Annotated in this window: 17 protein-coding genes; 10 read left to right on the forward strand and 7 right to left on the reverse strand. The window is 51.3% G+C overall.

The features are described from left to right. The first annotated feature begins 5 nt into the window (after nt 1–5). Nucleotides 6–656: a response regulator transcription factor RcsB gene (rcsB, locus tag ACLJNW_RS20900; protein WP_001061919.1), complete on the forward strand. Its 651-nt coding sequence runs from the start codon at nt 6–8 to the stop codon at nt 654–656. Nucleotides 657–758: 102 nt separating this feature from the next. On the opposite strand, the gene rcsC is transcribed toward rcsB, so the two are convergent. The 4 genes from rcsC to ACLJNW_RS20920 all read right to left on the reverse strand — a co-directional run bounded on the left by rcsC (nt 759) and on the right by ACLJNW_RS20920 (nt 9,304). Next, nucleotides 759–3,605 carry a two-component system sensor histidine kinase RcsC gene (rcsC, locus tag ACLJNW_RS20905; protein ID WP_023204445.1) on the reverse strand — a complete coding sequence of 949 codons (2,847 nt, stop codon included), beginning with the start codon at nt 3,603–3,605 and terminating at the stop codon, nt 759–761. Between the two features lie 117 nt (nt 3,606–3,722). Further along, on the reverse strand, nt 3,723–6,359 hold the full coding sequence (gene gyrA, locus ACLJNW_RS20910) for a DNA topoisomerase (ATP-hydrolyzing) subunit A (protein ID WP_134938892.1): 2,637 nt from the start codon (nt 6,357–6,359) through the stop codon (nt 3,723–3,725). 402 nt (nt 6,360–6,761) lie between these two features. Further along, entirely contained in the window at nt 6,762–7,964 is a 1,203-nt protein-coding gene (locus tag ACLJNW_RS20915) for a mandelate racemase/muconate lactonizing enzyme family protein (protein WP_000705590.1), read from the reverse strand. A 14-nt stretch (nt 7,965–7,978) separates the two neighbouring features. Next, nucleotides 7,979–9,304 (reverse strand): MFS transporter, encoded by a 1,326-nt coding sequence (locus tag ACLJNW_RS20920; protein ID WP_024154551.1) that lies wholly within the window; start codon nt 9,302–9,304, stop codon nt 7,979–7,981. A gap of 49 nt (nt 9,305–9,353) precedes the next feature. On the opposite strand from ACLJNW_RS20920, the gene ACLJNW_RS20925 reads away from it, so the two are divergent. The 5 genes from ACLJNW_RS20925 (at nt 9,354) to yfaE (ending at nt 15,187) form a co-directional block, all read left to right on the forward strand. Then, nucleotides 9,354–10,238, forward strand: a complete 885-nt coding sequence (locus tag ACLJNW_RS20925; protein ID WP_077464446.1) for a GntR family transcriptional regulator — start codon at nt 9,354–9,356, stop codon at nt 10,236–10,238. Nucleotides 10,239–10,320: 82 nt separating this feature from the next. Continuing rightward, on the forward strand, nt 10,321–11,049 hold the full coding sequence (gene ubiG / locus ACLJNW_RS20930) for a bifunctional 2-polyprenyl-6-hydroxyphenol methylase/3-demethylubiquinol 3-O-methyltransferase UbiG (protein ID WP_001091008.1): 729 nt from the start codon (nt 10,321–10,323) through the stop codon (nt 11,047–11,049). A 355-nt stretch (nt 11,050–11,404) separates the two neighbouring features. Then, on the forward strand, nt 11,405–13,690 hold the full coding sequence (nrdA, locus tag ACLJNW_RS20935; RefSeq protein WP_001076494.1) for a class 1a ribonucleoside-diphosphate reductase subunit alpha: 2,286 nt from the start codon (nt 11,405–11,407) through the stop codon (nt 13,688–13,690). Nucleotides 13,691–13,802: 112 nt separating this feature from the next. Then, entirely contained in the window at nt 13,803–14,933 is a 1,131-nt protein-coding gene (nrdB, locus tag ACLJNW_RS20940; protein ID WP_000332026.1) for a class Ia ribonucleoside-diphosphate reductase subunit beta, read from the forward strand. Further along, nucleotides 14,933–15,187 (forward strand): ferredoxin-like diferric-tyrosyl radical cofactor maintenance protein YfaE, encoded by a 255-nt coding sequence (gene yfaE / locus ACLJNW_RS20945; RefSeq protein WP_024154550.1) that lies wholly within the window; start codon nt 14,933–14,935, stop codon nt 15,185–15,187. Before nrdB ends, yfaE begins: the two co-directional genes overlap by 1 nt. 1 nt (nt 15,188) lies before the next feature. Here the strand turns inward: yfaE and ACLJNW_RS20950 are convergent, their stop codons facing one another. Continuing rightward, the gene (locus ACLJNW_RS20950; RefSeq protein WP_000660249.1) at nt 15,189–16,379 is read right to left on the reverse strand and encodes an MFS transporter; all 1,191 of its coding nucleotides are present in this window, start codon (nt 16,377–16,379) and stop codon (nt 15,189–15,191) included. Between the two features lie 161 nt (nt 16,380–16,540). On the opposite strand from ACLJNW_RS20950, the gene ACLJNW_RS20955 reads away from it, so the two are divergent. Then, the gene (locus ACLJNW_RS20955) at nt 16,541–17,419 is read left to right on the forward strand and encodes a LysR family transcriptional regulator (protein ID WP_000176719.1); all 879 of its coding nucleotides are present in this window, start codon (nt 16,541–16,543) and stop codon (nt 17,417–17,419) included. Nucleotides 17,420–17,534: 115 nt separating this feature from the next. Here ACLJNW_RS20955 and glpQ read toward each other — a convergent pair whose 3' ends face one another. Beyond that, nucleotides 17,535–18,605, reverse strand: coding sequence for a glycerophosphodiester phosphodiesterase (gene glpQ / locus ACLJNW_RS20960; protein ID WP_000858952.1), 1,071 nt, complete (start codon nt 18,603–18,605; stop codon nt 17,535–17,537). 4 nt (nt 18,606–18,609) lie between these two features. Then, the gene (gene glpT / locus ACLJNW_RS20965) at nt 18,610–19,968 is read right to left on the reverse strand and encodes a glycerol-3-phosphate transporter (RefSeq protein WP_000948739.1); all 1,359 of its coding nucleotides are present in this window, start codon (nt 19,966–19,968) and stop codon (nt 18,610–18,612) included. Nucleotides 19,969–20,240: 272 nt separating this feature from the next. Between glpT and glpA the strand changes: the two genes are divergently transcribed. The 3 genes from glpA to glpC are packed head-to-tail and all read left to right on the forward strand — an operon-like array spanning nt 20,241 to nt 24,305. Then, complete coding sequence (gene glpA / locus ACLJNW_RS20970; RefSeq protein ID WP_000857205.1) at nt 20,241–21,869, forward strand: anaerobic glycerol-3-phosphate dehydrogenase subunit A; 1,629 nt, start codon at nt 20,241–20,243, stop codon at nt 21,867–21,869. Then, entirely contained in the window at nt 21,859–23,118 is a 1,260-nt protein-coding gene (gene glpB / locus ACLJNW_RS20975) for a glycerol-3-phosphate dehydrogenase subunit GlpB (RefSeq protein WP_023204448.1), read from the forward strand. The genes glpA and glpB overlap by 11 nt, the downstream gene beginning before the upstream one ends. Beyond that, nucleotides 23,115–24,305 (forward strand): anaerobic glycerol-3-phosphate dehydrogenase subunit GlpC, encoded by a 1,191-nt coding sequence (glpC, locus tag ACLJNW_RS20980; RefSeq protein ID WP_023204449.1) that lies wholly within the window; start codon nt 23,115–23,117, stop codon nt 24,303–24,305. Before glpB ends, glpC begins: the two co-directional genes overlap by 4 nt. Nucleotides 24,306–24,699 lie beyond the last annotated feature (394 nt).

Here is a 24,699-nt window from a genome sequence, read left to right on the forward strand (position 1 = left end):
AATACATGAACAATATGAACGTAATTATTGCCGATGACCACCCGATTGTACTGTTCGGTATTCGCAAATCACTTGAACAAATCGAGTGGGTGAATGTTGTCGGCGAATTTGAAGATTCCACAGCATTGATCAACAACCTGCCGAAATTAGATGCGCATGTGTTGATCACTGACCTCTCCATGCCGGGAGATAAATACGGCGATGGGATCACCTTGATCAAGTACATCAAGCGTCATTTTCCGAGCCTGTCTATTATCGTTCTGACCATGAACAACAATCCGGCGATCCTGAGCGCCGTGTTGGATCTTGATATTGAAGGGATCGTACTCAAACAGGGTGCGCCAACCGATCTGCCTAAGGCGCTGGCCGCGCTGCAAAAAGGCAAAAAATTCACCCCAGAAAGCGTTTCTCGTCTGCTGGAGAAAATCAGCGCAGGCGGTTACGGCGACAAGCGCCTGTCGCCAAAAGAGAGCGAAGTATTACGCCTGTTCGCCGAGGGCTTCCTGGTCACCGAAATCGCCAAGAAGCTCAACCGCAGCATTAAGACCATCAGCAGCCAGAAGAAATCGGCGATGATGAAACTAGGCGTAGAGAATGATATCGCGCTGCTCAACTATCTCTCTTCCGTCACCCTGAGTCCGACAGACAAAGAATAAATCGCTTTTACGTTACCCAGCCTGATGGCGCTACGCTTATCAGGCCTACCAGTCGACTCATCTTTTGCAAGCCGGACAAGCGACGCCGCCATCCGGCATTTTTTATGCCCGCGTTTTACGTACTCGTTCGGCATACACCGCCAGCGTCTGTTTCAACACATCCAGCGTCACAGGCTTCGACAAACAGCTGTCCATACCGGACTCCAGGCAACGTTGTTTCTCTTCCGCCAGCGCGTTCGCCGTCACGCCGACGACCGGCAGCGTCAGCCCAAGCTGACGGATACGCTGCGTCAGGCGATAGCCGTCCATGTTCGGCATGTTCACATCGCTCAGAACAATATCGATAGCATTTTTACTCAGCACATTCAGAGCGTCCACGCCATCATTGGCTGTCTTACACTGATACCCCAACGATCCCAGTTGATCGGCCAGCAAGCGGCGATTGATCGGGTGATCGTCAACGACCAGAATCATCATGTCGTCATTTGAATCTGCAGTTTTATCCGTCGTCGGCAATGCGCTGGAAAGCGCTTCACTATCCAGCTCAATACTATAGATACGCGCCAACAGCGCGGGCAACTCATGCACCGACGCCACACTATGCACCCACTCGCCCGGCGCTCTTTCCAACGGAATCCCGATATGACGGCGGCAAAAGACAACCGCCGCCCTCCCCTGCCAGGTATGCTCCAGCGCGTCATCGACAATCAAAATATCGTCAGCGGCGGGTTCTTGCCCTTCATAACGCTGCGTATGAACGCCGCTACGCGCCAGACTGGTCTCAATAAACTGGCACAAAGAAGTATTGCGCACCGCCAGCCAACAGCAGGTTCCGGCAAGTCCTTCCACGCCCTTTTTCACAGGGTATTGCGCGCCATAAAGCGGGATGCGCAGCGTAAACTGGCTTCCCATGCCCGGCTCCGAATCGACGGAAATATCGCCGTCCATCATGCTGATCAATTTTTCGCAAATCGCCAGCCCCAGACCGGTCCCCTGAAAGTTACGCTGTACGCCGGTTCCCACCTGGAAGAAGGGATCGAACAGGCGAACCACCTCTTTTGCCGGAATACCGACGCCGGTATCCCGCACGCGAATGCTGAGATAATCCCCATCACAGCGCACATGCAGCACGATGCAGCCAATATCGGTAAACTTAATGGCGTTGCTCAACAGGTTTGAAATGACCTGCTGTAAACGCATCGGGTCGCCGTTCAGCGATACCGGCACGTCAGGCTCAATAAAACAATACAGACCGAGCTGCTTACGCACCACCAGCGGCAGATAATTGGCGGTGATATGGTTCATCACCTCTCGCGGTGAAAATTCGCGCGGCTCAATCTTTAGCTGTTCCGACTCAATTTTCGAGAAGTCTAGAATGTCGCTGATAATTTTCAGCAACAGACTGGAGGAGTTATTCATCGCCGTGACCAGCCGATCCACGCCTTTTGGCAGCTCTTTGGTTTGCAGCAGATCGAGATTGCCGATGATACCGTACAGCGGTGTGCGCAATTCATGGCTGACCGTCGCAAGGAACATGGATTTAGACTGGCTTGCCTGTTCCGCCGCCTGCGCCATCTCCTGCAGCGACTCTTCCATTTTGACGCGCGTACTCACATCTACCAACACGCAAATCGCGACGTTTTCATTGCGATAGCGGGAATGGACGAAGCTAATTTGCAAATTGGTATTATTGCTGGTCAATACATCAACAAAGTTGACCTGCTGGCCGCAAATGATTTGCGTCAGGCGCTGTCTGTCTTCATGCGTGAGCATGTTCAGGTAGGTGTGCGCCAGTTCGTTACTCAGAATATTGACACCATCAATAGTGCGCAGAATACAGATCCCCACCGGCGCGGAGGCAACGATTTTACGGTTGAACTGTTCATGCTCCTCCAGGCGCTGAGCATCGCTCTCCGCCGGAATGAAAATTCGCCGCTCATACATCCGCGCAAGCGTAAACAGCCCTGCACCCACCAGCACGTTCAGCAGGATAGCGTTCAGGATAAGAATACGAATACGCTCCAGGACTAAATCTACAGGCACAGAATAGACAATACTGAGCGAGGATGGCGGCAGGCTTTTTTTGAGTACCAGTTCGCGAAAACCTGGCGTATAACCAAACCAGGAACGCTCCTGCATCCAGCGCGGCTCCGCTTTAATAATGCCGTCAGGACCGGTCAACGAAATCAGCGAATGGCCGTTCTCATCAATAATGGTGACGCCCATCGGCAAACTGCCGGGCGTGAAAAAATTTTCCATGCGGATGGACTGCTCGACGCCCAGCAGCGCCTGCAGACGGTTGGCCAGATACACCGGCGTCAGCGCATAAAAGTAGCCCACGCCCTGACGCGCGCCCTGGCTTATCCAGAAAAGGTTATTCCCACTTTCTTCCTGCGGCGCGTTGCGGTATTTCATAATCCGCTCATGTAACGCTTTTAACGCATCATCGCGCTCCACGGGCATTTCACGCAGGCCGAAATTCGCCATACAGAGGTTATCGCTGCCAATCAGGAAAACGCGGTTAAGATCATACGCCGCTGAAAAGTTGTCGCGCCAGTAACGCATAAACCAGGCCAGCGACTCCAGCGAACCGCGCCAGGCGGAGCCCATCGCCGCACAGTCTGAGTCGGCGAATAGCGGTTCAAAGTCCGGCACCACCATTTTGTCATCACGCGCACGCGACGACATGACGCCGTTTTCCGCCGTTAAACGGTTCTCGGCGATATATTTGAGCTCTTTCATCACATCCGACGTGCGCTGGATAAAACGCTGCGCCTGATCGGAGCTAAGGTTGAACTCCTGACGAATTTCAGATTCCCGCTGGTGCAGGGCATTGACGATGTAAAACACCGAAACAAAGGCGATTAAGAGCCAAATGAGTAACGCTAACGCTCTGAATAAGTAGCGCGAGACTTTCAGCGTAGTTCGAAAGGAAGCAAGGTATTTCAAAGGGGCGAAGCTCCGCCTCAGGATGTAAATAGAGTGTGACTAAGGTAGCGGTAAATGACGTAGCCCGCAACGGCAAAGAAAAAGGGCCGGATATCCGGCCCTCGCACAGCAATAACATTACTCGTCAGCGTCATCCGCAACGTCGTCATCGCTTTCCGCTTCCGGGGCGATATCCTCATCCCCTTCCGCCACGCTGCCGTCGATAGCGTCGAGTTCTTCGTCATCTACCGGTTCAGCAACGCGTTGCAGACCCACCACGTTTTCATCTTCCGCCGTGCGGATAAGGATAACGCCCTGGGTATTACGTCCCACGACGCTGATCTCGGACACTCGGGTACGCACCAGAGTACCGGCATCCGTGATCATCATGATCTGGTCGCAATCGTCTACCTGTACCGCACCGACAACGGAACCGTTGCGCTCGGTCACTTTGATAGAGATAACGCCCTGCGTCGCACGAGACTTGGTCGGGTACTCGTCCGCTGCGGTACGCTTCCCGTAGCCGTTTTGCGTTACGGTCAGAATAGCGCCTTCGCCGCGTGGGATGATCAGAGAAACTACTTTATCGTCTCCCGCCAGCTTAATACCGCGCACACCGGTCGCGGTACGCCCCATCGCACGGACGGCGTCTTCTTTGAAGCGCACCACTTTACCCGCGGCCGAGAACAGCATGACTTCGTCAGAACCAGAAGTCAGGTCAACGCCAATCAGCTCGTCGCCGTCGTTGAGGTTCACCGCGATAATACCGGCGGAACGCGGACGGCTGAATTCGGTCAGCGCCGTTTTCTTCACGGTACCGCTGGCGGTCGCCATAAAGACGTTGACGCCTTCTTCATACTCACGAACCGGCAGAATCGCGGTGATACGTTCGTTGGCTTCCAGCGGCAGCAGGTTGACGATCGGACGACCGCGCGCGCCACGGCTGGCTTCCGGCAGCTGATAGACCTTCATCCAGTACAGACGGCCCCGGCTGGAGAAGCAGAGGATGGTGTCATGGGTGTTGGCCACCAGCAGACGGTCGATAAAGTCTTCTTCTTTAATACGCGCGGCAGATTTACCTTTCCCACCACGACGTTGCGCTTCGTAATCCGTCAGCGGTTGATATTTGACGTAACCCTGGTGAGACAGCGTCACGACAACATCTTCCTGGCTAATCAGATCTTCGATATTAATATCGGCGCTGTTGGCGGTGATTTCGGTACGACGCTCATCGCCGAACTGATCGCGAATTAACTCCATCTCTTCGCGGATCACTTCCATCAGGCGATCGGCGCTGCCCAGAATGTGCAGCAATTCAGCAATCTGCTCCAGCAGCTCTTTGTATTCGTCGAGCAGTTTTTCATGCTCCAGGCCGGTCAGTTTCTGCAAACGCAGATCCAGAATCGCCTGCGCCTGCTGCTCAGTCAGGTAGTACTGACCGTCACGCACGCCAAATTCTGGCTCCAGCCATTCCGGACGCGCGGCGTCATCACCGGCGCGCTCCAGCATCGCAGCGACGTTGCCCAGGTCCCACGGACGCGAAATCAGCGCCGCTTTCGCTTCCGCCGGCGTCGGCGCGCGGCGAATCATCTCAATGATCGGGTCGATGTTGGCCAGCGCAATCGCCAGAGCTTCAAGGATATGCGCGCGGTCACGGGCTTTACGCAGTTCAAAAATAGTCCGACGCGTCACCACTTCACGGCGGTGGCGCACGAACGCTGAAATGATGTCTTTCAGGTTCATGATCTTCGGCTGGCCGTGATGCAGCGCCACCATGTTAATACCGAAGGAAACCTGTAGCTGGGTCTGGGAGTAGAGATTATTAAGCACCACCTCGCCCACCGCATCGCGTTTCACTTCAATCACGATGCGCATCCCGTCTTTGTCGGATTCGTCACGCAGCGCGCTGATGCCTTCCACGCGTTTATCTTTCACCAGCTCGGCGATTTTCTCGATCAGGCGCGCTTTGTTCACCTGATAGGGAATTTCATGGACGATGATGGTTTCACGGCCCGTTTTCGCGTCAGCTTCAACTTCCGCGCGGGCGCGAATGTACACTTTGCCACGACCGGTACGGTAGGCTTCTTCGATACCACGACGACCGTTGATGATCGCGGCGGTCGGGAAGTCCGGCCCCGGAATATGTTCCATCAGCCCTTCAATGCTGATGTCTTCGTTGTCGATATACGCCAGGCAGCCGTTAATCACTTCCGTCAGGTTGTGCGGCGGGATATTCGTCGCCATACCTACTGCGATACCGGAAGAACCGTTCACCAGCAGATTCGGAATTTTGGTCGGCATGACGTCCGGAATTTTTTCCGTACCGTCATAGTTATCCACGAAATCCACCGTCTCTTTTTCGAGATCGGCCATCAGTTCGTGGGCGATTTTCGCCAGACGGATCTCCGTATAACGCATTGCCGCCGCGGAGTCGCCGTCAATAGAACCGAAGTTACCCTGACCATCCACCAGCATGTAACGCAGCGAGAATGGCTGCGCCATACGAACGATGGTGTAATACACTGCGGAATCGCCGTGGGGATGGTATTTACCGATTACGTCACCAACGACACGGGCAGATTTTTTATAGGCTTTGTTCCAGTCATTGCCCAATACGTTCATGGCGTAAAGTACGCGACGGTGTACCGGCTTCAGGCCATCTCGGACATCCGGCAGCGCACGGCCAACAATGACCGACATCGCATAATCCAGATAGGAGCTCTTCAGCTCTTCCTCAATGTTGACCGGTGTAATTTCTCTCGCAAGGTCGCTCATCTAACCGCTATCCCTCTACTGTATCCCGGATTCAAAGGTCGCAAATTATAACACATTCGCCCACGTACTGGTAAACGGAATGCAGCCAGACAATGCTTTATTCGGGTGCCGCATGCTCTCTTCATTTATAAGCGTGGTCTCGGCGTTTATCGGCTTCAGAGGCGATACAGGGGAGATCGGGGCCTGGCCAGGAAGAGGTTAGAAAATCAATACCTCCCGTGTATACCCGTCATACTTCAAGTTTCATGTGCGTTGGCGGCGAGTTACTCGGCCCATCCCTGGGCCTCGCCCCGTCGCGGTTAGCGCAAGCGCTGTTCAAGACGGTTAACCATTTTATCCTGCAACTCGAATTATTTAGGGGATATGCCGGGAGGCATAAACCATAATCAGTATCACCAGATGCTATTTAATCACATAGGCCAGATATTCTTTCACTACCTCATCGTTTAATTCCTGACCCAATCCGGGCTGTTCCGGCGCGACATAATAGCCATTTTCCGGTTGATAATCGTGGGTACAAAGTTCCCGAATAGATGCTTTCATCGCATTGGTATGATGCTCATGAATAATAAAGTTGGGAATTGCTGTTTCCATATGCAGCGCGGCTACCGTGGAAACAGGACCGCCGCAAACATGCACCTGTACAGTGGTGTCATAAATATTAGCATAGTCACAGATTTTCTTTCCTTCGGTAATTCCGCCGCAGAGACACAAATCAGGTTGCGCTACGGCAATAGACTGCTTCTCCAGTAATTCCCTGTATCCCCATCTTGTGTAGGAACGCTCGCCAGTGGCGATTGGAATCGTTGTTGAACGGGAAACTTTCTGCATATTATCAGAATTTAATGGATGAATCGGTTCTTCATAAAGAAAGATACGATACTTTTCTATCGCCTTCGCAAATTGAATAGCTGAGTTTGTACCGAGAAGAGAATGGATTTCCACGATAATATCAGCATCATCCCCCATTGCTTCACGCATAGCGGCAATTCGCGCTTCCCCCATTTTTAATTGATCGGCCAGTAACAATCCTGAATAGTTACGATTTTTATTCTGAAAAACACAGTCATCGCCATTACGATCGATTTCGAGTGGATCCACTTTAATCGCATCATATCCATCGTCAAGAGCCGCACGCGCCGCCTCAGCATATTCCTCAGGTGTCACTAATATCTGGCGTTTATCCCCCCAACCAAATTGTAACTGACTAGCATAGGTTCTTAATTTTTCATTAGTTTTCCCGCCAAGGAGCTGATAAACAGGTACACCTAAATATTTACCTTTGATATCCCAAAGAGCAATATCAATAGCGCTCATTCCGGCATAAAAAACGTTTCCGCCCCCCATCCCCCAAAAAGTCTTTCTGAAAAAGAACTCCCAAATTTTTTCGATATTTAATGGATCTTCACCCACAACCAATGGCGCCAGATCTCTGATGATCCCTACGCCAGCTTTAGCGCCTGCGCCATAGGCCAGTCCTACTTCGCCAATACCACTTAATCCTGAGTCGGTATTCACCCGGATAAGTACTGGATTATAGGATGACATCGTTTGATCTCTTTTTTTTAATTCACAGTCAAAAACTTCAATAGATGTAATTTTCATAATTTCTCCATTTATCAGGTTCGTGATACAACATTTGTTTGTTGGCTTTTTTCTTTTTTCACATCAATTTTCATTAACGCCAAAACGGCTACCGCAGCGAAGCAAAGTATTGCCTCTACAATAAATATTCCTGTCGCACCATAATGAGTAGAAACAAATCCCAGTGACTTATTAATCAGGAATCCGCCAAGACTTGAACATGAGTTAATAAACGCAATGCTGATAGCCAACCCTGACGGCGACAATAATGCAGAAGGCAGCGCCCAGTAAGGTCCGTAATAGCTGAGGATCCCAACACCATAGAACGTTAGCCCCAGCATTCTCAGCGACATTGAGGGGACAAGAGCAATCATCAGAAAACCACAGCCTGCCAGAAACATGGGTAATGCAGCATGCCATTTTCGTTCATTCTTTTTATCGGAATGCCAGCCCCACCAGGGCATGCTGAACATAGCGAAAATAAACGGAATACTCATGATTAAACCAACGTCAGTATCCGTAAAATCAGCTGAAAATCCCTTCACCAACCCCGGCAACCAGTAGTTTGCCGCCAGAGCAGCCGCCTGAATCAACATGTAGGCGAAAGAAAGCTGAAGCAAAACTGGATTTTTGATTACGGAAAGAAAGGATGAGTTGGTATTTTTATTTAATGCAGCTGCGGTTTCATTGTCAGTACGTAATTTATTAACTAAGGCCGATATCTGCTGTGGCGTAAGCCATTTAGCCTTTTCTGGACTGTCAGGCAGTAAATAAAATGTCAGGATGCCAAGGAATACGGTAGGGATACCTTCAATAGCAAAAAGCCAGCGCCAGCCTTCATAATCCGGGGTATTCAAATGCTCGATGATCCAACCAGACATCGGTGCAGCCAATACCGATGCAACAGCAATAGATAACATGAAGAAACTATTGACTTTTCCGCGTTCACGAGCCGGGAACCAGCATGCAAGATAATAAACCATGCCCGGGAAAAAGCCAGCTTCAAATACCCCCAAAAAAATGCGAGCCAGCAAAATATGTTGAGTATCTTTAGCAAAAAAAATCAGCCCTGTTACCGCTCCCCAGCCGATAATAATGGAACTAATCCATTTTCTTGCACCAAGCTTTTGCAAGCCAATGCTACTCGGAATTTGAAAGATTAAATATGATATGAAGAATATAGAAGAAATATTAGCGAAATCCTCAGGCGTAATACCGAGAGATTCATTCATGCGTAATGCAGCAAACCCAATATTGACACGATCCATATAGTTAAAAAAGTAAAGAATAAAGGCCAAAGAAATGATTTTCCTTTTTACAATACGAATTGCATCGTATAAATTTTCTTGTGGACTACTCATTTTGCATCACCTTTTATGATTCAATGAATAAGGGTATTGACCGGAATCGATGTTACGTAAAAAACAATACAATTCAAAAGCTAATGTGTCATATCTGATATATCAGCAAGCAAACTTAATGAAATATACAACAACAACAATAAAGTATGTAAATTTTCTTATATCTGATATATTAGATCCGTTAATTTTGAATAAATTAATTACAATGGAGCCGGGTTTAACCATGGAGGAGAAGAAAATGAAAAATAGATTAAAGCGTGACTTTAGTCACATATCAATTGAAATACCCAAATCCATCACCCAGGTGATTAAAGAGAAAATAAGGGAGATGATTATCCATGGCGATTTCGATCTTGGGCAAGCGATCAGTGAAAATGAACTATCAAATATTCTGATGGTAAGTAAAACACCAATTCGTGAAGCTTTTATTTGGCTGAGCTATAATGAAAACTTGGTCAACATCATTCCCCGCAGTGGGACATTTGTTTTTTCTGTCACCGACGAGGATATCAATGATCTCATCAAAATGAGGGTTATCCTTGAACAGGGCGCAATTCGTGAAGCGATGGAGAAAAATGCTAACAATGTCATAGTCGAATTAAGCAATATTTTATCGAAGTCAGCAAAAATTAATGCAGAGCGAGATACGCAAGCTTACCTCAAACTGGATCATGATTTTCATTATGTTTTTGTGAAATATGCCGATAATAAATACATTTCACAAGCACACCTGTTGATCTCAGCACGTTTATTGGCAATTCGCTACAGACTGGATTTTACCGCTGAATATATCACCAGCTCTAACCGTGGACATGCCACTATTTTGGATATGTTAAAAAACAACAACGTCGAGGGCGTCTGTAATTTTATCACGCACCACATCGGTAGCGGTTTTACAGAACGCGCAAGAAAACTTCTTGCGCTGAAAGCGTAATAAAGACGGCAGTAGATATAACGCAGCGACTTTGCACCTGCTATACTGCCCCGATAGATCAATAGCGGAATCTCATGTACTCATGAACACTGAAAAACCGTCGGTAGCTCACAACGTTGACCATAATGAAATCGCCAAATTCGAAGCCGTCGCGTCGCGCTGGTGGGATCTGGAGGGCGAATTCAAGCCATTGCATCGCATCAACCCCCTACGCCTTGGCTACATTACTGAGCGCTCAGGCGGCCTGTTTGGTAAAAAGGTGCTCGACGTCGGCTGCGGCGGCGGTATTCTGGCAGAGAGCATGGCGCGCGAAGGCGCAACCGTCACCGGGCTGGATATGGGCTTTGAGCCTTTGCAGGTCGCCAAACTGCATGCGCTGGAAAGCGGCATCGAGGTAGAGTACATGCAGGAGACGGTTGAGGAACATGCGGCAAAACACGCCCAGCAATACGACGTCGTCACCTGTATGGAAATGCTGGAGCACGTTCCCGATCCGCAATCGGTCGTCCACGCCTGCGCCCAACTGGTTAAACCCGGCGGCGAGGTGTTCTTCTCAACGTTGAACCGCAATGGAAAATCCTGGCTGATGGCGGTCGTCGGCGCTGAGTATATTCTGCGCATGGTGCCAAAAGGCACGCACGACGTGAAGAAATTCATTAAGCCTGCTGAACTGTTAAGCTGGGTAGATGAAACCGTCCTGAAAGAGCAACATATCACCGGGCTGCACTACAACCCGATAACTAATACTTTCAAACTCGGTCCCGGAGTAGACGTTAACTACATGTTGCATACCCGCGCTAAAAAAGCCTGACATCAAAGAATTTTCCTATAAGGGTTGCGTTAGATCATCGGGCGCAACCTTTCTCTTCGATGAAGAAATCAGCATTCGATCAAATTTTGATTTTTTTTTATGAATTGTTGACATCCTCTCCAGGCCTTATCAGACGCGCATTTAGCGATTCTTACGCTTTTGCAACCGCAATTTAACGCCAAAATCAACTCTTGTACTCAAAAGAATCCCTACTAGAATACTCACCATATAGCGTTTCACTTATCGATTACCCCCTATATATAGTATTTATCCACAGAGTTAGTCACAACGTGGCGTTGTGGATAAGCGGGGGGATATTTTTCTTTCACGGACAGGTAAACAGGTAGAAAACCACATGAATCAGAGTCTGCTGGTGACAAAGCGTGACGGCCGTACTGAGCGCATCAATCTCGACAAAATTCATCGCGTGCTTGATTGGGCGGCAGAAGGACTGAATAACGTATCGGTTTCTCAGGTCGAGCTACGCTCGCATATTCAGTTTTATGATGGGATTAAGACCTCCGATATCCATGAAACTATCATTAAGGCCGCCGCAGACCTGATCTCTCGCGATGCGCCGGATTATCAATACCTGGCTGCGCGTCTGGCGATTTTCCACCTGCGTAAGAAAGCCTTCGGCCAGTTTGAGCCGCCCGCACTTTACCACCATGTGGTAAAAATGGTTGAGCTTGGCAAATACGACAATCATCTGCTGGAAGACTACACGGAAGAAGAGTTCAAGCAGATGGATTCGTTTATCGTTCACGATCGCGATATGACCTTCTCCTACGCTGCCGTTAAGCAGCTGGAAGGGAAATATCTGGTGCAAAACCGCGTGACCGGCGAAATCTATGAAAGCGCACAGTTCCTCTACATTCTGGTAGCGGCCTGCCTGTTCTCGAACTACCCGCGTGAAACGCGTCTTGACTATGTAAAACGTTTTTACGATGCGGTCTCTACGTTCAAAATCTCGCTGCCGACGCCCATCATGTCCGGTGTGCGTACCCCAACCCGTCAGTTCAGCTCCTGCGTACTGATCGAGTGTGGCGACAGTCTGGATTCCATCAACGCCACCTCCAGCGCTATCGTGAAATACGTTTCTCAGCGCGCCGGTATCGGTATCAACGCGGGACGCATTCGTGCGCTGGGCAGCCCGATTCGCGGCGGCGAAGCGTTCCACACCGGCTGTATTCCGTTCTACAAGCACTTCCAGACGGCGGTGAAATCCTGCTCGCAGGGCGGCGTGCGCGGCGGCGCGGCGACACTGTTCTATCCGATGTGGCACCTGGAAGTGGAAAGCCTGCTGGTACTGAAAAACAACCGCGGCGTGGAAGGCAACCGCGTACGTCACATGGACTACGGCGTACAGATCAACAAACTGATGTATACCCGCCTGCTGAAGGGCGGCGACATTACGCTGTTCAGTCCGTCCGACGTGCCGGGGCTGTATGATGCGTTCTTCGCCGACCAGGACGAATTCGAACGCCTGTACGTGAAATATGAAAACGACGACAGCATCCGCAAACAGCGTGTGAAAGCGGTCGAACTGTTCTCGCTGATGATGCAGGAACGCGCCTCTACCGGTCGTATCTATATCCAGAACGTTGACCACTGCAATACTCACAGTCCGTTCGATCCGGTTGTCGCCCCGGTACGCCAGTCTAACCTGTGTCTGGAGATTGCCCTGCCGACCAAACCGCTGAACGATGTCAACGATGAAAACGGCGAAATTGCGTTGTGTACGCTGTCTGCATTCAACCTGGGCGCCATTAAAACTCTGGACGAGCTGGAAGAACTGGCTATTCTGGCAGTACGCGCTTTGGATGCTCTGCTCGATTATCAGGATTACCCGATTCCGGCTGCCAAACGCGGCGCAATGGGCCGTCGTACGCTGGGCATTGGCGTGATTAACTTCGCCTACTGGCTGGCGAAAAACGGTAAACGTTATTCCGACGGTAGCGCCAATAATCTGACGCATAAAACCTTCGAAGCCATTCAGTACTATCTGCTTAAAGCGTCCAACGAACTGGCGAAAGAGCAAGGCGCCTGCCCATGGTTCAACGAAACCACCTATGCAAAAGGCATTTTGCCGATCGACACCTACAAAAAAGATCTGGATGCGATCGTCAACGAACCGCTGCACTACGACTGGGAACAGCTGCGTGAGTCGATCAAAACCCACGGTCTGCGTAACTCCACGCTATCGGCGCTAATGCCGTCGGAAACGTCATCCCAGATCTCCAACGCCACCAACGGTATCGAACCACCGCGCGGCTACGTCAGCATCAAGGCCTCGAAAGACGGTATTTTGCGTCAGGTCGTGCCGGATTATGAGCATCTGAAAGACGCTTACGAACTGTTGTGGGAGATGCCGAACAACGACGGTTATCTGCAACTGGTGGGTATCATGCAGAAGTTTATCGATCAGTCGATTTCCGCCAATACCAACTACGATCCGTCACGTTTCCCGTCAGGAAAAGTGCCAATGCAGCAACTGCTGAAAGATTTGCTCACCGCGTATAAGTTTGGCGTGAAAACTCTGTACTATCAAAATACCCGCGACGGCGCGGAAGATGCGCAGGACGATTTGGCGCCTTCTATTCAGGACGATGGCTGCGAAAGCGGCGCTTGTAAGATCTGATGAATAGTGCCGGGTAGCGCTATGCTTACCCGGCCTACGATTGTACGGTTTGTAGGCCGGATAAGGCGCTTGCGCCGCCATCCGGCGCTCATCCCATAAAGGATTCACTTCAATGGCATACACCACTTTTTCACAGACGAAAAACGATCAGCTCAAGGAACCCATGTTCTTTGGCCAGCCGGTCAACGTTGCACGCTATGACCAGCAGAAATATGACATCTTCGAAAAACTGATCGAAAAACAGCTCTCTTTCTTCTGGCGTCCGGAAGAGGTCGACGTCTCCCGCGATCGTATCGATTATCAGGCGTTGCCGGAGCACGAAAAACATATCTTCATCAGCAACCTCAAATACCAGACGCTGCTGGATTCCATTCAGGGACGTAGCCCGAACGTCGCCCTGCTGCCGCTCATTTCCATCCCGGAGCTGGAGACGTGGGTAGAGACCTGGGCGTTTTCTGAGACGATTCACTCACGATCCTACACCCACATTATTCGTAACATCGTCAACGATCCGGCGGTCGTTTTTGACGATATCGTGACCAATGAGCAAATTCAGAAGCGCGCCGAAGGGATCTCCGCCTACTACGACGAACTTATTGAGATGACCAGTTACTGGCACCTGCTCGGTGAAGGCACCCATACCGTTAATGGCAAAACGGTTGTCGTGAATCTGCGTGAGCTGAAGAAAAAACTGTATCTGTGCCTGATGAGCGTGAACGCGCTGGAAGCCATCCGCTTCTACGTCAGCTTCGCCTGCTCTTTCGCATTTGCCGAGCGTGAACTGATGGAAGGCAACGCCAAAATTATCCGTCTGATCGCCCGTGACGAAGCTCTGCATCTGACCGGCACGCAACATATGCTGAACCTGTTGCGTAGCGGCGTGGACGACCCGGAGATGGCGGAAATCGCCGAAGAGTGTAAACAGGAATGCTATGACCTGTTCGTGCAGGCGGCGCAGCAGGAAAAAGAGTGGGCGGACTATCTGTTCCGCGACGGTTCGATGATCGGCCTGAATAAAGATATCCTGTGTCAATACGTTGAATATATTACGAATATTCGTATGCAGGCGGTGGGGCTGGATCTGCCGTTCCAGACCCGCTCCAACCCAATCCCGTGGATCAATACCTGGCTGGTGTCCGATAACGTTCAGGTCGCGCCACAGGAAGTGGAAGTTAGCTCTTATCTGGTCGGACAAATCGATTCAGAAGTCGATACCGACGATCTGAGTAATTTCCAGCTCTGATGGGACGCGTCACGCTGCGTATCACTGGCACACAGCTGCTGTGCCAGGATGAACATCCTTCTCTGTTGGCCACGCTGGAATCGCATAACGTTGAGGTGGAGTATCAGTGCCGCGAAGGATATTGCGGCTCCTGTCGTACCCGGCTGGTTGCCGGTCAGGTTGACTGGATTACAGAACCTTTAGCGTTTATCCAGCCGGGAGAGATTTTGCCCTGCTGCTGCAGGGCAAAAGGCGATATCGAAATCGAGATGTAACTCAGTGCAACTCGCTGGTGGAAACCAACGGCATCACGCCACGTTTTTTCATCTGCACGGCATACAGTGCGCCAGCGAGTACCACCAACACCGCGCCAGCGACATAAATCATACGATAGCCAACTGACTCAACCATCATTCCCATGATAAAGGCGCCAATCGCCATTCCGGCGTCCATCGCGTTAAAGAACAGTGAATTCGCCACACCGATTTTATGCGGTTCAACCGAGCTGATAATTTGCGTCTGGAAGACCGGCGTGACCGAACCGTAGCCGATACCGATGAGACCGCCGGAAATAATCATCATGATGCTGCCATTGGTGTAGCCCAGCGCCACCAGACCGATGGTAAAAGCCAACAGACATGGGAAAACAACGTATTTCGGCCCTTTTTTATCACAAATATTCCCGGTGAAGGTACGGCATATCATCAGGAAAATCGCGTAGCACAGCAGGAAATTACTGGCCGCCGCCATTAAATCCAGCTCACGCGCATACAGCGCCAGGAAAGCCGACACGCCGGCATAGGAGAAAGTCATAAAAAAGGTGACCAGCGCAAAAGGCAAGGCGGCGCGGTCAAACATCGCGGAAAAACCCAGATTCGGTTTCGAACCATCGGCATGACGAATTACCGGAGGGACCGTCACAATCAGGGAAAGTACAATCCCTAACGCCGCTACAGCGGAACAAAGCCAGAATGCGGCAGTGAACGCGTTCCAGCGGGCCATATTCAAACCGATCCACGGTCCTACGACCATCGCAAGGCCCATCGCTAAAGAGAAAAAGCTGATGCCCTCTCCACGTCGGGAGGCCGGAATTAACCGCGCTGAAATAGTTCCTTTTACCGTGGTAATAACACCAAACGTAATCCCATGAAGTACGCGGATAAAGAGCAGCGACTCGATAGAATGGCAAACCGGATACAGCGCGGTAATCACCAAAAAAGCCAGAGAAGAGAGCACCAGAATCTTTTTATTCGAATATTTTCCCACCCACTGTCCGGCAAATGGCCGAATAACAATTGCCGCGGCCAGGAAACATGTCACTAACAGCCCGGCCTTATCTGCAGAAGCATGCAGGCGGTCAGCGATATAAATGGGTAATAAAGTTAGCAGTACATAAAAAACAAAAAAGATAATAAAACTTACTATGGTGATTGCCCAAAAATCCTTCGTCCATAATTTTTCTTTCATTCTTAACGACCCGTTCAGATGGCGCACGCAGGCAACGCTCAGCTCAACTGAACACCTATCAGGTGCGTCAAAATGTGATGTATTCGATAGAATCACAGTATAAACAAGTGCACTCTATTAGAAAAATTAATCGTTTTAATTATATTGATTAGGTTTTACTAATGACACTAACCCAAATCCACGCCCTGCTTGCCGTACTGGAGTACGGCGGATTTACCGAGGCCAGCAAACGGCTATACATGACGCAATCCGCCGTCAGCCAGGCCATCTCCGCGCTTGAGGAGGAGCTCGGCGTTGACATATTGATTCGTGAGCGTCGTAAAGAGATTGAGCTTACCGCCGCCGGTAGCCGCATCGTCAGGCACTTACGCGCGATCCAGCGCGACGTCAACGCGGTAAAAGAGATTGCCGAACAAGAAAAAAAGAACCCGGCCCGTACGCTACGGATTGGCTGTTTTCCCAGCGCCTGCGCCTGCATTTTACCCGGCGTCATTCGCTATTTTGAAAGCCATCATCCAAATGTAAAAATTATCCCCTATGAAGAGAACAGTACGGCTATTATTGATTCGCTGCAGGACGGAAGTATTGATGCCGGTTTCGTTCCTTTTCCGGTCAACGGTATGTATTGCGTCCCCATTTACCGGGATAAATTCACCGTAGTGGTGCCTGAAAATCATCCCCTGGCGGCCAATAGTACAGTAACGGTCGAAGAACTGATGGACGAACCACTTATTGTCAGTAAAGGTCGTTATGAATTAAGCATTATGGCGTTGTTTAAAGAAAAGGGTATTGAGCCGATATTTAAATATGAATTTAACCATCCCGATACTGCGCTGAATTTTATTCGCCAGGGATTAGGTATCGCCTTATTGCCAGAATTAACCTTAAAAGCCACGACAGGAAAATTATGCTCCGTGGCGCTGGAACCCACCTTTTATCGACAAATTTCCCTGTTAGCAAAAGAACCGCCGGTAGAAGGAAGTCCGCTATTTTTATTACAAAAATGTATGGAAACACTGACCGATGAGGGGTTGCTATAAAACAACCCCGCCTGATGGCATTGCGTTTACCAGACTTACTCTGGCAAATGTTGCGCCAGGCCGGATGAGGCGTTTATGCCCTCATCCGGCGCGTCACTTCGACTATGGCAAACCTTTAGTCATTTTTTTGCAGGAACATGACCGCCTTATCCGGGAAGTCAGTGAACAGCCCGTCGACGCCCGCCTTGTTATACAGGATGTCGTACAACTGATTGACGTCTGTGGCATAGTCCGGCAATTGATCGGCACGCACAGTGTAAGGATGCACTACCATCTTATTCTGATGCGCGTCCTGCACCATTCCAGTCAGCTTGATATTCCCTTTCGTTGAGCCTTCCGCAACCAGCATATGGTAATCCGGACCAATACCGTCCGCATATTCCGCCACCTGCTTCATAGCGCCCGGCTTAAACATCCAGTCGTAGTTGTAATTTACCCAACGACCGTCCGGCTGTTTCTGCTGTGTTTCATTCCAGTCGGTATACGCAATAAGTTGAACCAGATTGAGATCCATCCCCATTTTGGGTTCCAGTTCATTCTTAATACGTTTCAGCTCAGCGACATCAAAACACTGCAAATAGACATTGTCCTGCTTGCCGGTGTAACCATACTTCTTCAGCACTTCCAGCGTTTTCGCGGCAATATCTTTCCCTTCCTGATGATGGAACCACGGCGCTTTAATTTCCGGATAAATACCGATATTTTTACCGGTAGAGTGATTTAATCCCTGAACGAATTCAATTTCCTCTTCAAAGGTATGAATGCGGAAATCAGATTTTCCCATCGGGAAACGGCCCGGATAAGTTTGTACTTTTTTGCCGTTTTCAATATCAAACCCTTCGGTAAACTTCAGGGATTTAATTTCATCCAGCGTAAAATCGATAGCGTAATAGCGCCCATCTTTACGCGCCCGGTCCGGAAAACGATCAGCGACGTCAGTCACCCGGTCAAGGTAGTGGTCATGGAGGACGACCAGATGGTCGTCCTTTGTCATCACTAAATCCTGTTCCAGATAATCTGCCCCTTGCGCATACGCCATCGCTTTCGCCGGTAGCGTATGCTCCGGCAGATAACCGCTGGCGCCACGGTGGGCGATAACGACTTTTTCAGCCGCCACGGCGCCGCTTCCGATGGTCATTCCTGCCAACATTAACGCCACGCTAAGGTTTTTCAGTGTGGTTTTCATGTTATTAGCCTCCGTTGCGTTTTAACTGCAGCTCATCATGATGGCGTTTTTCGCCAATCATCACGACCACCAGCAGGATTACCGCCAGAATGCTGCCGCCAATCATCACCATAAAGCCGCCATCCCAACCGAAGAAGTCAACGGTATAACCCACAATGGCGCTTGCAGCGACAGAACCGCCCAGGTAACCAAACAGACCGGTAAAGCCCGCCGCCGTACCCGCCGCTTTTTTCGGCGCCAGTTCCAGCGCGTGCAGACCGATCAACATTACCGGGCCGTAGATCAGGAAGCCGATGATAATCATACAAGCCATATCAACATTCGGGTTCCCTGCCGGGTTCATCCAGTAAACGATGGTCGCGATAGTCACCAGGGTCATAAAGAACACGCCGGTCGCGCCACGGTTGCCGCGGAAGACTTTATCCGACATCCAGCCACACAGCAGCGTGCCCGGAATACCCGCGTATTCATACAGGAAGTAGGCCCAGGAGGATTTATCCAGTGCGAAATGCTTCACTTCTTTCAGGTAGGTCGGCGACCAGTCGAGGATACCGTAGCGCAGCAGGTAGACGAACACGTTGGCGATAGCGATATACCATAGTAATTTGTTCGGCAGTACGTACTGCATGAAGATCTGCTTCGCAGTCAGCTCTTCTTCCGCTTTTTCGTTGTAGTCGTCCGGATAGTCGTTTTTATACTCTTCGATAGGCGGCAGACCGCAGGATTGCGGCGTATCGCGCATCATTGCGAAAGCGAACAGCGCCACCACAATCGCGCCAAAGGCTGGCATATAGAGCGCCGCTTTCCAGTCGTTAAACCAAGCCATCCCCAGCAGGAACAGCAGTGGCGGGATCCCGCCGCCGACGTTATGCGCGCAGTTCCAGACCGACACAATGCCGCCGCGCTCTTTCTGCGACCACCAGTGAACCATCGTACGACCGCACGGCGGCCACCCCATCCCCTGGAACCAGCCGCAAAGGAACAACAGTACAAACATCACGGCGATGCTGGATGTCGCCCACGGCACAAAGCCCATAAACAACATGACTGCTGCGGCCAGAATCAACCCTGCCGGCAGAAAAACGCGCGGATTCGAGCGATCGGACACCGAACCCATTATAAATTTCGAAAAACCATAAGCGATGGAAATCCCGGACAGCGCAAAGCCCAGATCGCCGCGTGAAAAACCCTGTTCTACCAGGTAGGGCATCGCGAGGGCAAAGTTCTTGCGCACCAGATAATACGCGGCATAGCCAAAGAATATCCCCAGGAAAATCTGCCAGCGTAATCGGCGATAGGTCGGATCAATCTCCGCCGCTGGCAAGCGCGCTTTATGCGGCGCTGGTTTAAAAATACTCAACATATTGTAGCCTCCGTGGCCCATATTTTATTTAGAGGTAAACACCGCAGTTCGTTCAAACAACCCCGCTGCTCCCAGTGTGGCCGCGATGTTAAGTAAAGATACGTCACGTTAATGTGAATTACAGCACATATTGTTACAGATTTATGACTAATGTTCAGAAAGGCGCACGAAATCACGTTTCATTTTCGAATAGTGAGCGATTATGCGCGAAATCAAACATTCCATATGATTTGTATGGCTAAATGATAAAAAACGAACTGTGAGGAAAAACAATGAAAACTCGCGACTCGCAAGCAAGTGACGTGATTATCATTGGCGGTGGAGCAACAGGCGCAGGGATCGCCCGCGACTGCGCGCTGCGCGGTTTACGTGTCATTCTGGTGGAGCGGCATGATATAGCGACTGGCGCAACCGGGCGTAACCACGGGCTGCTGCACAGCGGCGCTCGTTATGCGGTTACCGACGCGGAATCCGCGCGCGAGTGCATTAGTGAAAACCAGATTTTAAAACGGATCGCCCGCCATTGCGTCGAACCGACGGATGGTCTGTTTATTACGTTGCCGGAAGATGATCTTGCGTTTCAGGCCACCTTTATTCGCGCCTGTGAAGCGGCGGGCATTCGCGCTGAAGCCATCGATCCGCAGCAGGCTCGCATCATCGAACCTTCCGTTAACCCTGCGCTCATCGGTGCGGTAAAAGTGCCGGATGGCACCGTGGACCCTTTCCGCCTTACCGCCGCCAATATGCTGGATGCCAGAGAACATGGCGCAATCGTGTTAACGGCGCATGAAGTGACCGGGCTCATTCGTGAAGGCGCAACGGTCTGCGGCGTCCATGTGCGCAACCATCTCACTGGCGAAACCCAGACGCTTCACGCGCCGGTGGTGGTCAATGCGGCTGGTATCTGGGGGCAACGGATCGCCGAATACGCCGACCTGAGTATTCGCATGTTCCCGGCGAAAGGCTCGCTGTTGATCATGGACCATCGGATCAACCAGCATGTCATTAACCGCTGCCGGAAACCATCGGATGCCGACATTCTGGTACCTGGCGATACGATTTCATTGATCGGCACTACCTCTACCCATATTGATTACAATGAGATAGACAGCAACCGCGTCACCGCAGATGAAGTCGATATCCTGCTGCGTGAAGGGGAAAAACTGGCCCCTGTCATGGCGAAAACGCGTATTCTGCGCGCGTATTCCGGCGTCCGCCCGCTGGTGGCCAGCGATGACGATCCCAGCGGTCGGAACGTCAGCCGCGGTATTGTGTTGTTCGACCACGCCGAGCGCGACGGGCTTGATGGCTTCATTACCATTACCGGCGGGAAGCTAATGACTTACCGCCTGATGGCGGAATGGGCGACCGACGCCGTGTGCCGCAAGTTGGGCAATACTCGCCCCTGCATCACGGCGGATACGCCGTTGCCTGGCTCAAAAGAGTCCACGGAACATACGCTGAAACGCATTATCTCGCTTCCCGCGCCGCTACGCGGATCGGCGGTTTATCGGCATGGCGATCGCACGCCGGGGTGGCTGAGTGAAGGCCGCCAACACCGTAGCCTGGTCTGTGAATGCGAGGCCGTCACGGCGGGGGAAGTGCAGTATGCCGTCGAAAACTTAACCGTGAATAGCCTGCTGGATCTGCGCCGTCGCACCCGCGTAGGGATGGGCACTTGCCAGGGCGAGCTATGCGCCTGCCGCGCAGCCGGGCTATTGCAGCGTTTTAATGTGACGACCGCGGCGCAATCTATTACGCAACTCTCTGAATTTCTGAATGAGCGCTGGAAAGGCGTACAACCTGTCGCCTGGGGAGACGCGCTGCGCGAAAGCGAATTCACGCGCTGGGTTTATCAGGGATTATGCGGTCTGGAGAAGGAGCACCAGGATGAAATTTGATACGGTTATTATGGGCGGCGGTCTCGCCGGTTTGCTATGCGGACTGCAACTCCAGCAGCATGGATTACGCTGCGCCATCGTCACCCGCGGACAAAGCGCGCTGCATTTTTCCTCCGGCTCGCTGGATCTACTCAGCGCCCTGCCCGACGGCCAACCGGTGACCGACATTACCGCCGGGCTTGATGCGCTGTGCCGCCAGGCGCCTGAACATCCTTATTCGCGTTTAGGCGCGCAAAAAGTCCTTATGCTGGCGCAACAGGCGCAAACGCTACTTAACGCCAGCGGCGCGCAGTTATACGGCGACGTACAGCAGGCGCACCAGCGTGTCACGCCGCTTGGCACATTGCGTTCAACCTGGCTTAGCTCGCCGGAAGTACCGGTCTGGCCGTTATCCGCACAGCGAATTTGCGTCGTCGGCGTTAGCGGATTACTGGATTTCCAGGCGCACCTTGCGGCAGCGTCGCTGCGCCAACGCGACCTCAACGTGGAAACCGCAGAAATCGACCTTCCGGAACTGGACGTACTGCGTGATAACCCGACGGAATTTCGCGCGGTCAATATTGCGCGTCTGCTTGATAACGAAGAAAAATGGCCACTGCTGTACGACGCGCTGTCGCCAATAGCGACAAACTGCGACATGATCATCATGCCCGCCTGTTTCGGGCTGGCGAACGATACGCTGTGGCGCTGGCTTAACGAACGTCTGCCCTGCGCGCTCACGCTGCTGCCGACGCTGCCGCCATCGGTGCTCGGTATTCGTCTGCACAATCAGCTCCAGCGCCAGTTTGTCCGTCAGGGCGGCATCTGGATGCCGGGCGATGAAGTGAAGAAAGTCACCTGCCGTCGCGGTACCGTGAGCGAAATATGGACCCGCAACCATGCCGATATCCCACTGCGCCCGCGTTTTGCCGTACTTGCCAGCGGTAGCTTCTTTAGTAGCGGTCTGGTTGCCGAGCGCGAAGGGATCCGCGAACCTATTTTAGGGCTCGACGTACAGCAAACGGCCACCCGCGCCGAATGGTATCAACAACATTTCTTCGACCCACAGCCCTGGCAGCAGTTTGGCGTCGTGACGGATGACGCTTTCCGCCCCTCCCTTGCGGGCAACACGGTAGAAAATCTGTATGCAATAGGTTCTGTGCTGGCGGGATTCGATCCTATAGCTGAGGGATGCGGCGGCGGCGTCTGCGCAGTCAGCGCCCTCCAGGCCGCGCACCATATCGCTGAGCGTGCAGGAGAACAGCAATGAGCGACACACGTTTTGAAAGTTGTATTAAATGTACGGTGTGCACCACCGCGTGCCCGGTCAGCCGCGTTAATCCTGGCTACCCTGGCCCTAAACAGGCCGGACCGGATGGCGAGCGCCTGCGTCTGAAAGACGGCGCACTGTATGATGAGGCGCTGAAATATTGCATTAACTGCAAACGGTGTGAGGTCGCCTGTCCGTCGGACGTGAAGATTGGCGATATCATCCAGCGCGCCCGCGCGAAATACGATACGACGCGCCCGTCATTGCGTAATTTTATTCTCAGCCATACCGATCTGATGGGCAGCGTTTCAACGCCGTTCGCGCCGGTGGTCAATACCGCCACCGCATTAAAGCCAGTGCGCCAGTTGCTTGATTACGCGCTCAAAATCGATCATCGCCGCACCTTACCAAAATACTCTTTCGGCACCTTCCGCCGCTGGTATCATAGCGTGGCGGCGCAGCAGGCTAAATACAAAGATCAGGTCGCCTTTTTCCATGGCTGTTTTGTGAATTACAACCATCCGCAGCTCGGAAAAGATCTGATTAAGGTGCTGAACGCAATGGGTACTGGCGTACAGCTGCTGAGTAAAGAGAAGTGTTGCGGCGTACCGCTGATCGCTAACGGTTTTACGGATAAAGCTCGCAAACAGGCTATCAGCAATGTGGAGTCGCTACGCGAGGCGATTGCCGTCAAAGGTATTCCGGTCATCGCCACGTCATCCACCTGTACGTTTGCGTTGCGCGATGAATATCCTGAAGTGCTGGACGTGGACAACGCCGGGCTGCGCGAACATATCGAGCTGGCCACCCGCTGGCTATGGCGCAAACTGGATGCCGGGAAAACGCTGCCGCTTAATCCTTTACCGCTGAAAGTGGTCTACCATACGCCGTGTCATATGGAAAAAATGGGCTGGACGCTTTACACGCTTGAACTGTTGCGGCAAATTCCGGGGCTTGAATTGACGGTACTTGATTCACAGTGCTGCGGCATTGCCGGTACGTATGGATTTAAAAAGGAAAACTATCCGACATCACAGTCCATCGGCGCGCCACTGTTCCGCCAGATTGAAGAGAGCGGCGCCGACATTGTCGTCACCGATTGTGAAACCTGTAAGTGGCAAATTGAGATGTCTACAAGCAAACGCTGCGAACACCCCATTACGCTACTGGCGAAAGCGCTGGGCTAAGTAAAAAGCGCCGGAGCCCCTCCGGCGCCATTACCCTACTCACCAGGGCCGATTTTCCATCAGACATATACCCTTCATACTTCAAGTTGCTTATGTGTTGGCTACGGATTATTTTGGGTATAAACGCGGATGTCTCTTTGCAATAACCTGCCCTATTTGGTTAACCATGACCGCTAACCCACGGTGGCATGACAGATAACGACGTTACTGTTTATAGAGCAATATCTCTTGTATCGACGCGTTACCAGCCACCTTTAAAGAGGGGGATAACTGAATATCCCCAATAATAATTGAGTGTTATGTGAATAATAAGAAAATCAGGTCTATGCCTGATTTAATATATCCCCCGCTAATAATAATATTTTTACAAATAATTATACATTACATCATATTC

The organism is Salmonella sp. SAL4457, from assembly GCF_046548235.1.
Lineage (GTDB): Bacteria > Pseudomonadota > Gammaproteobacteria > Enterobacterales > Enterobacteriaceae > Salmonella > Salmonella enterica.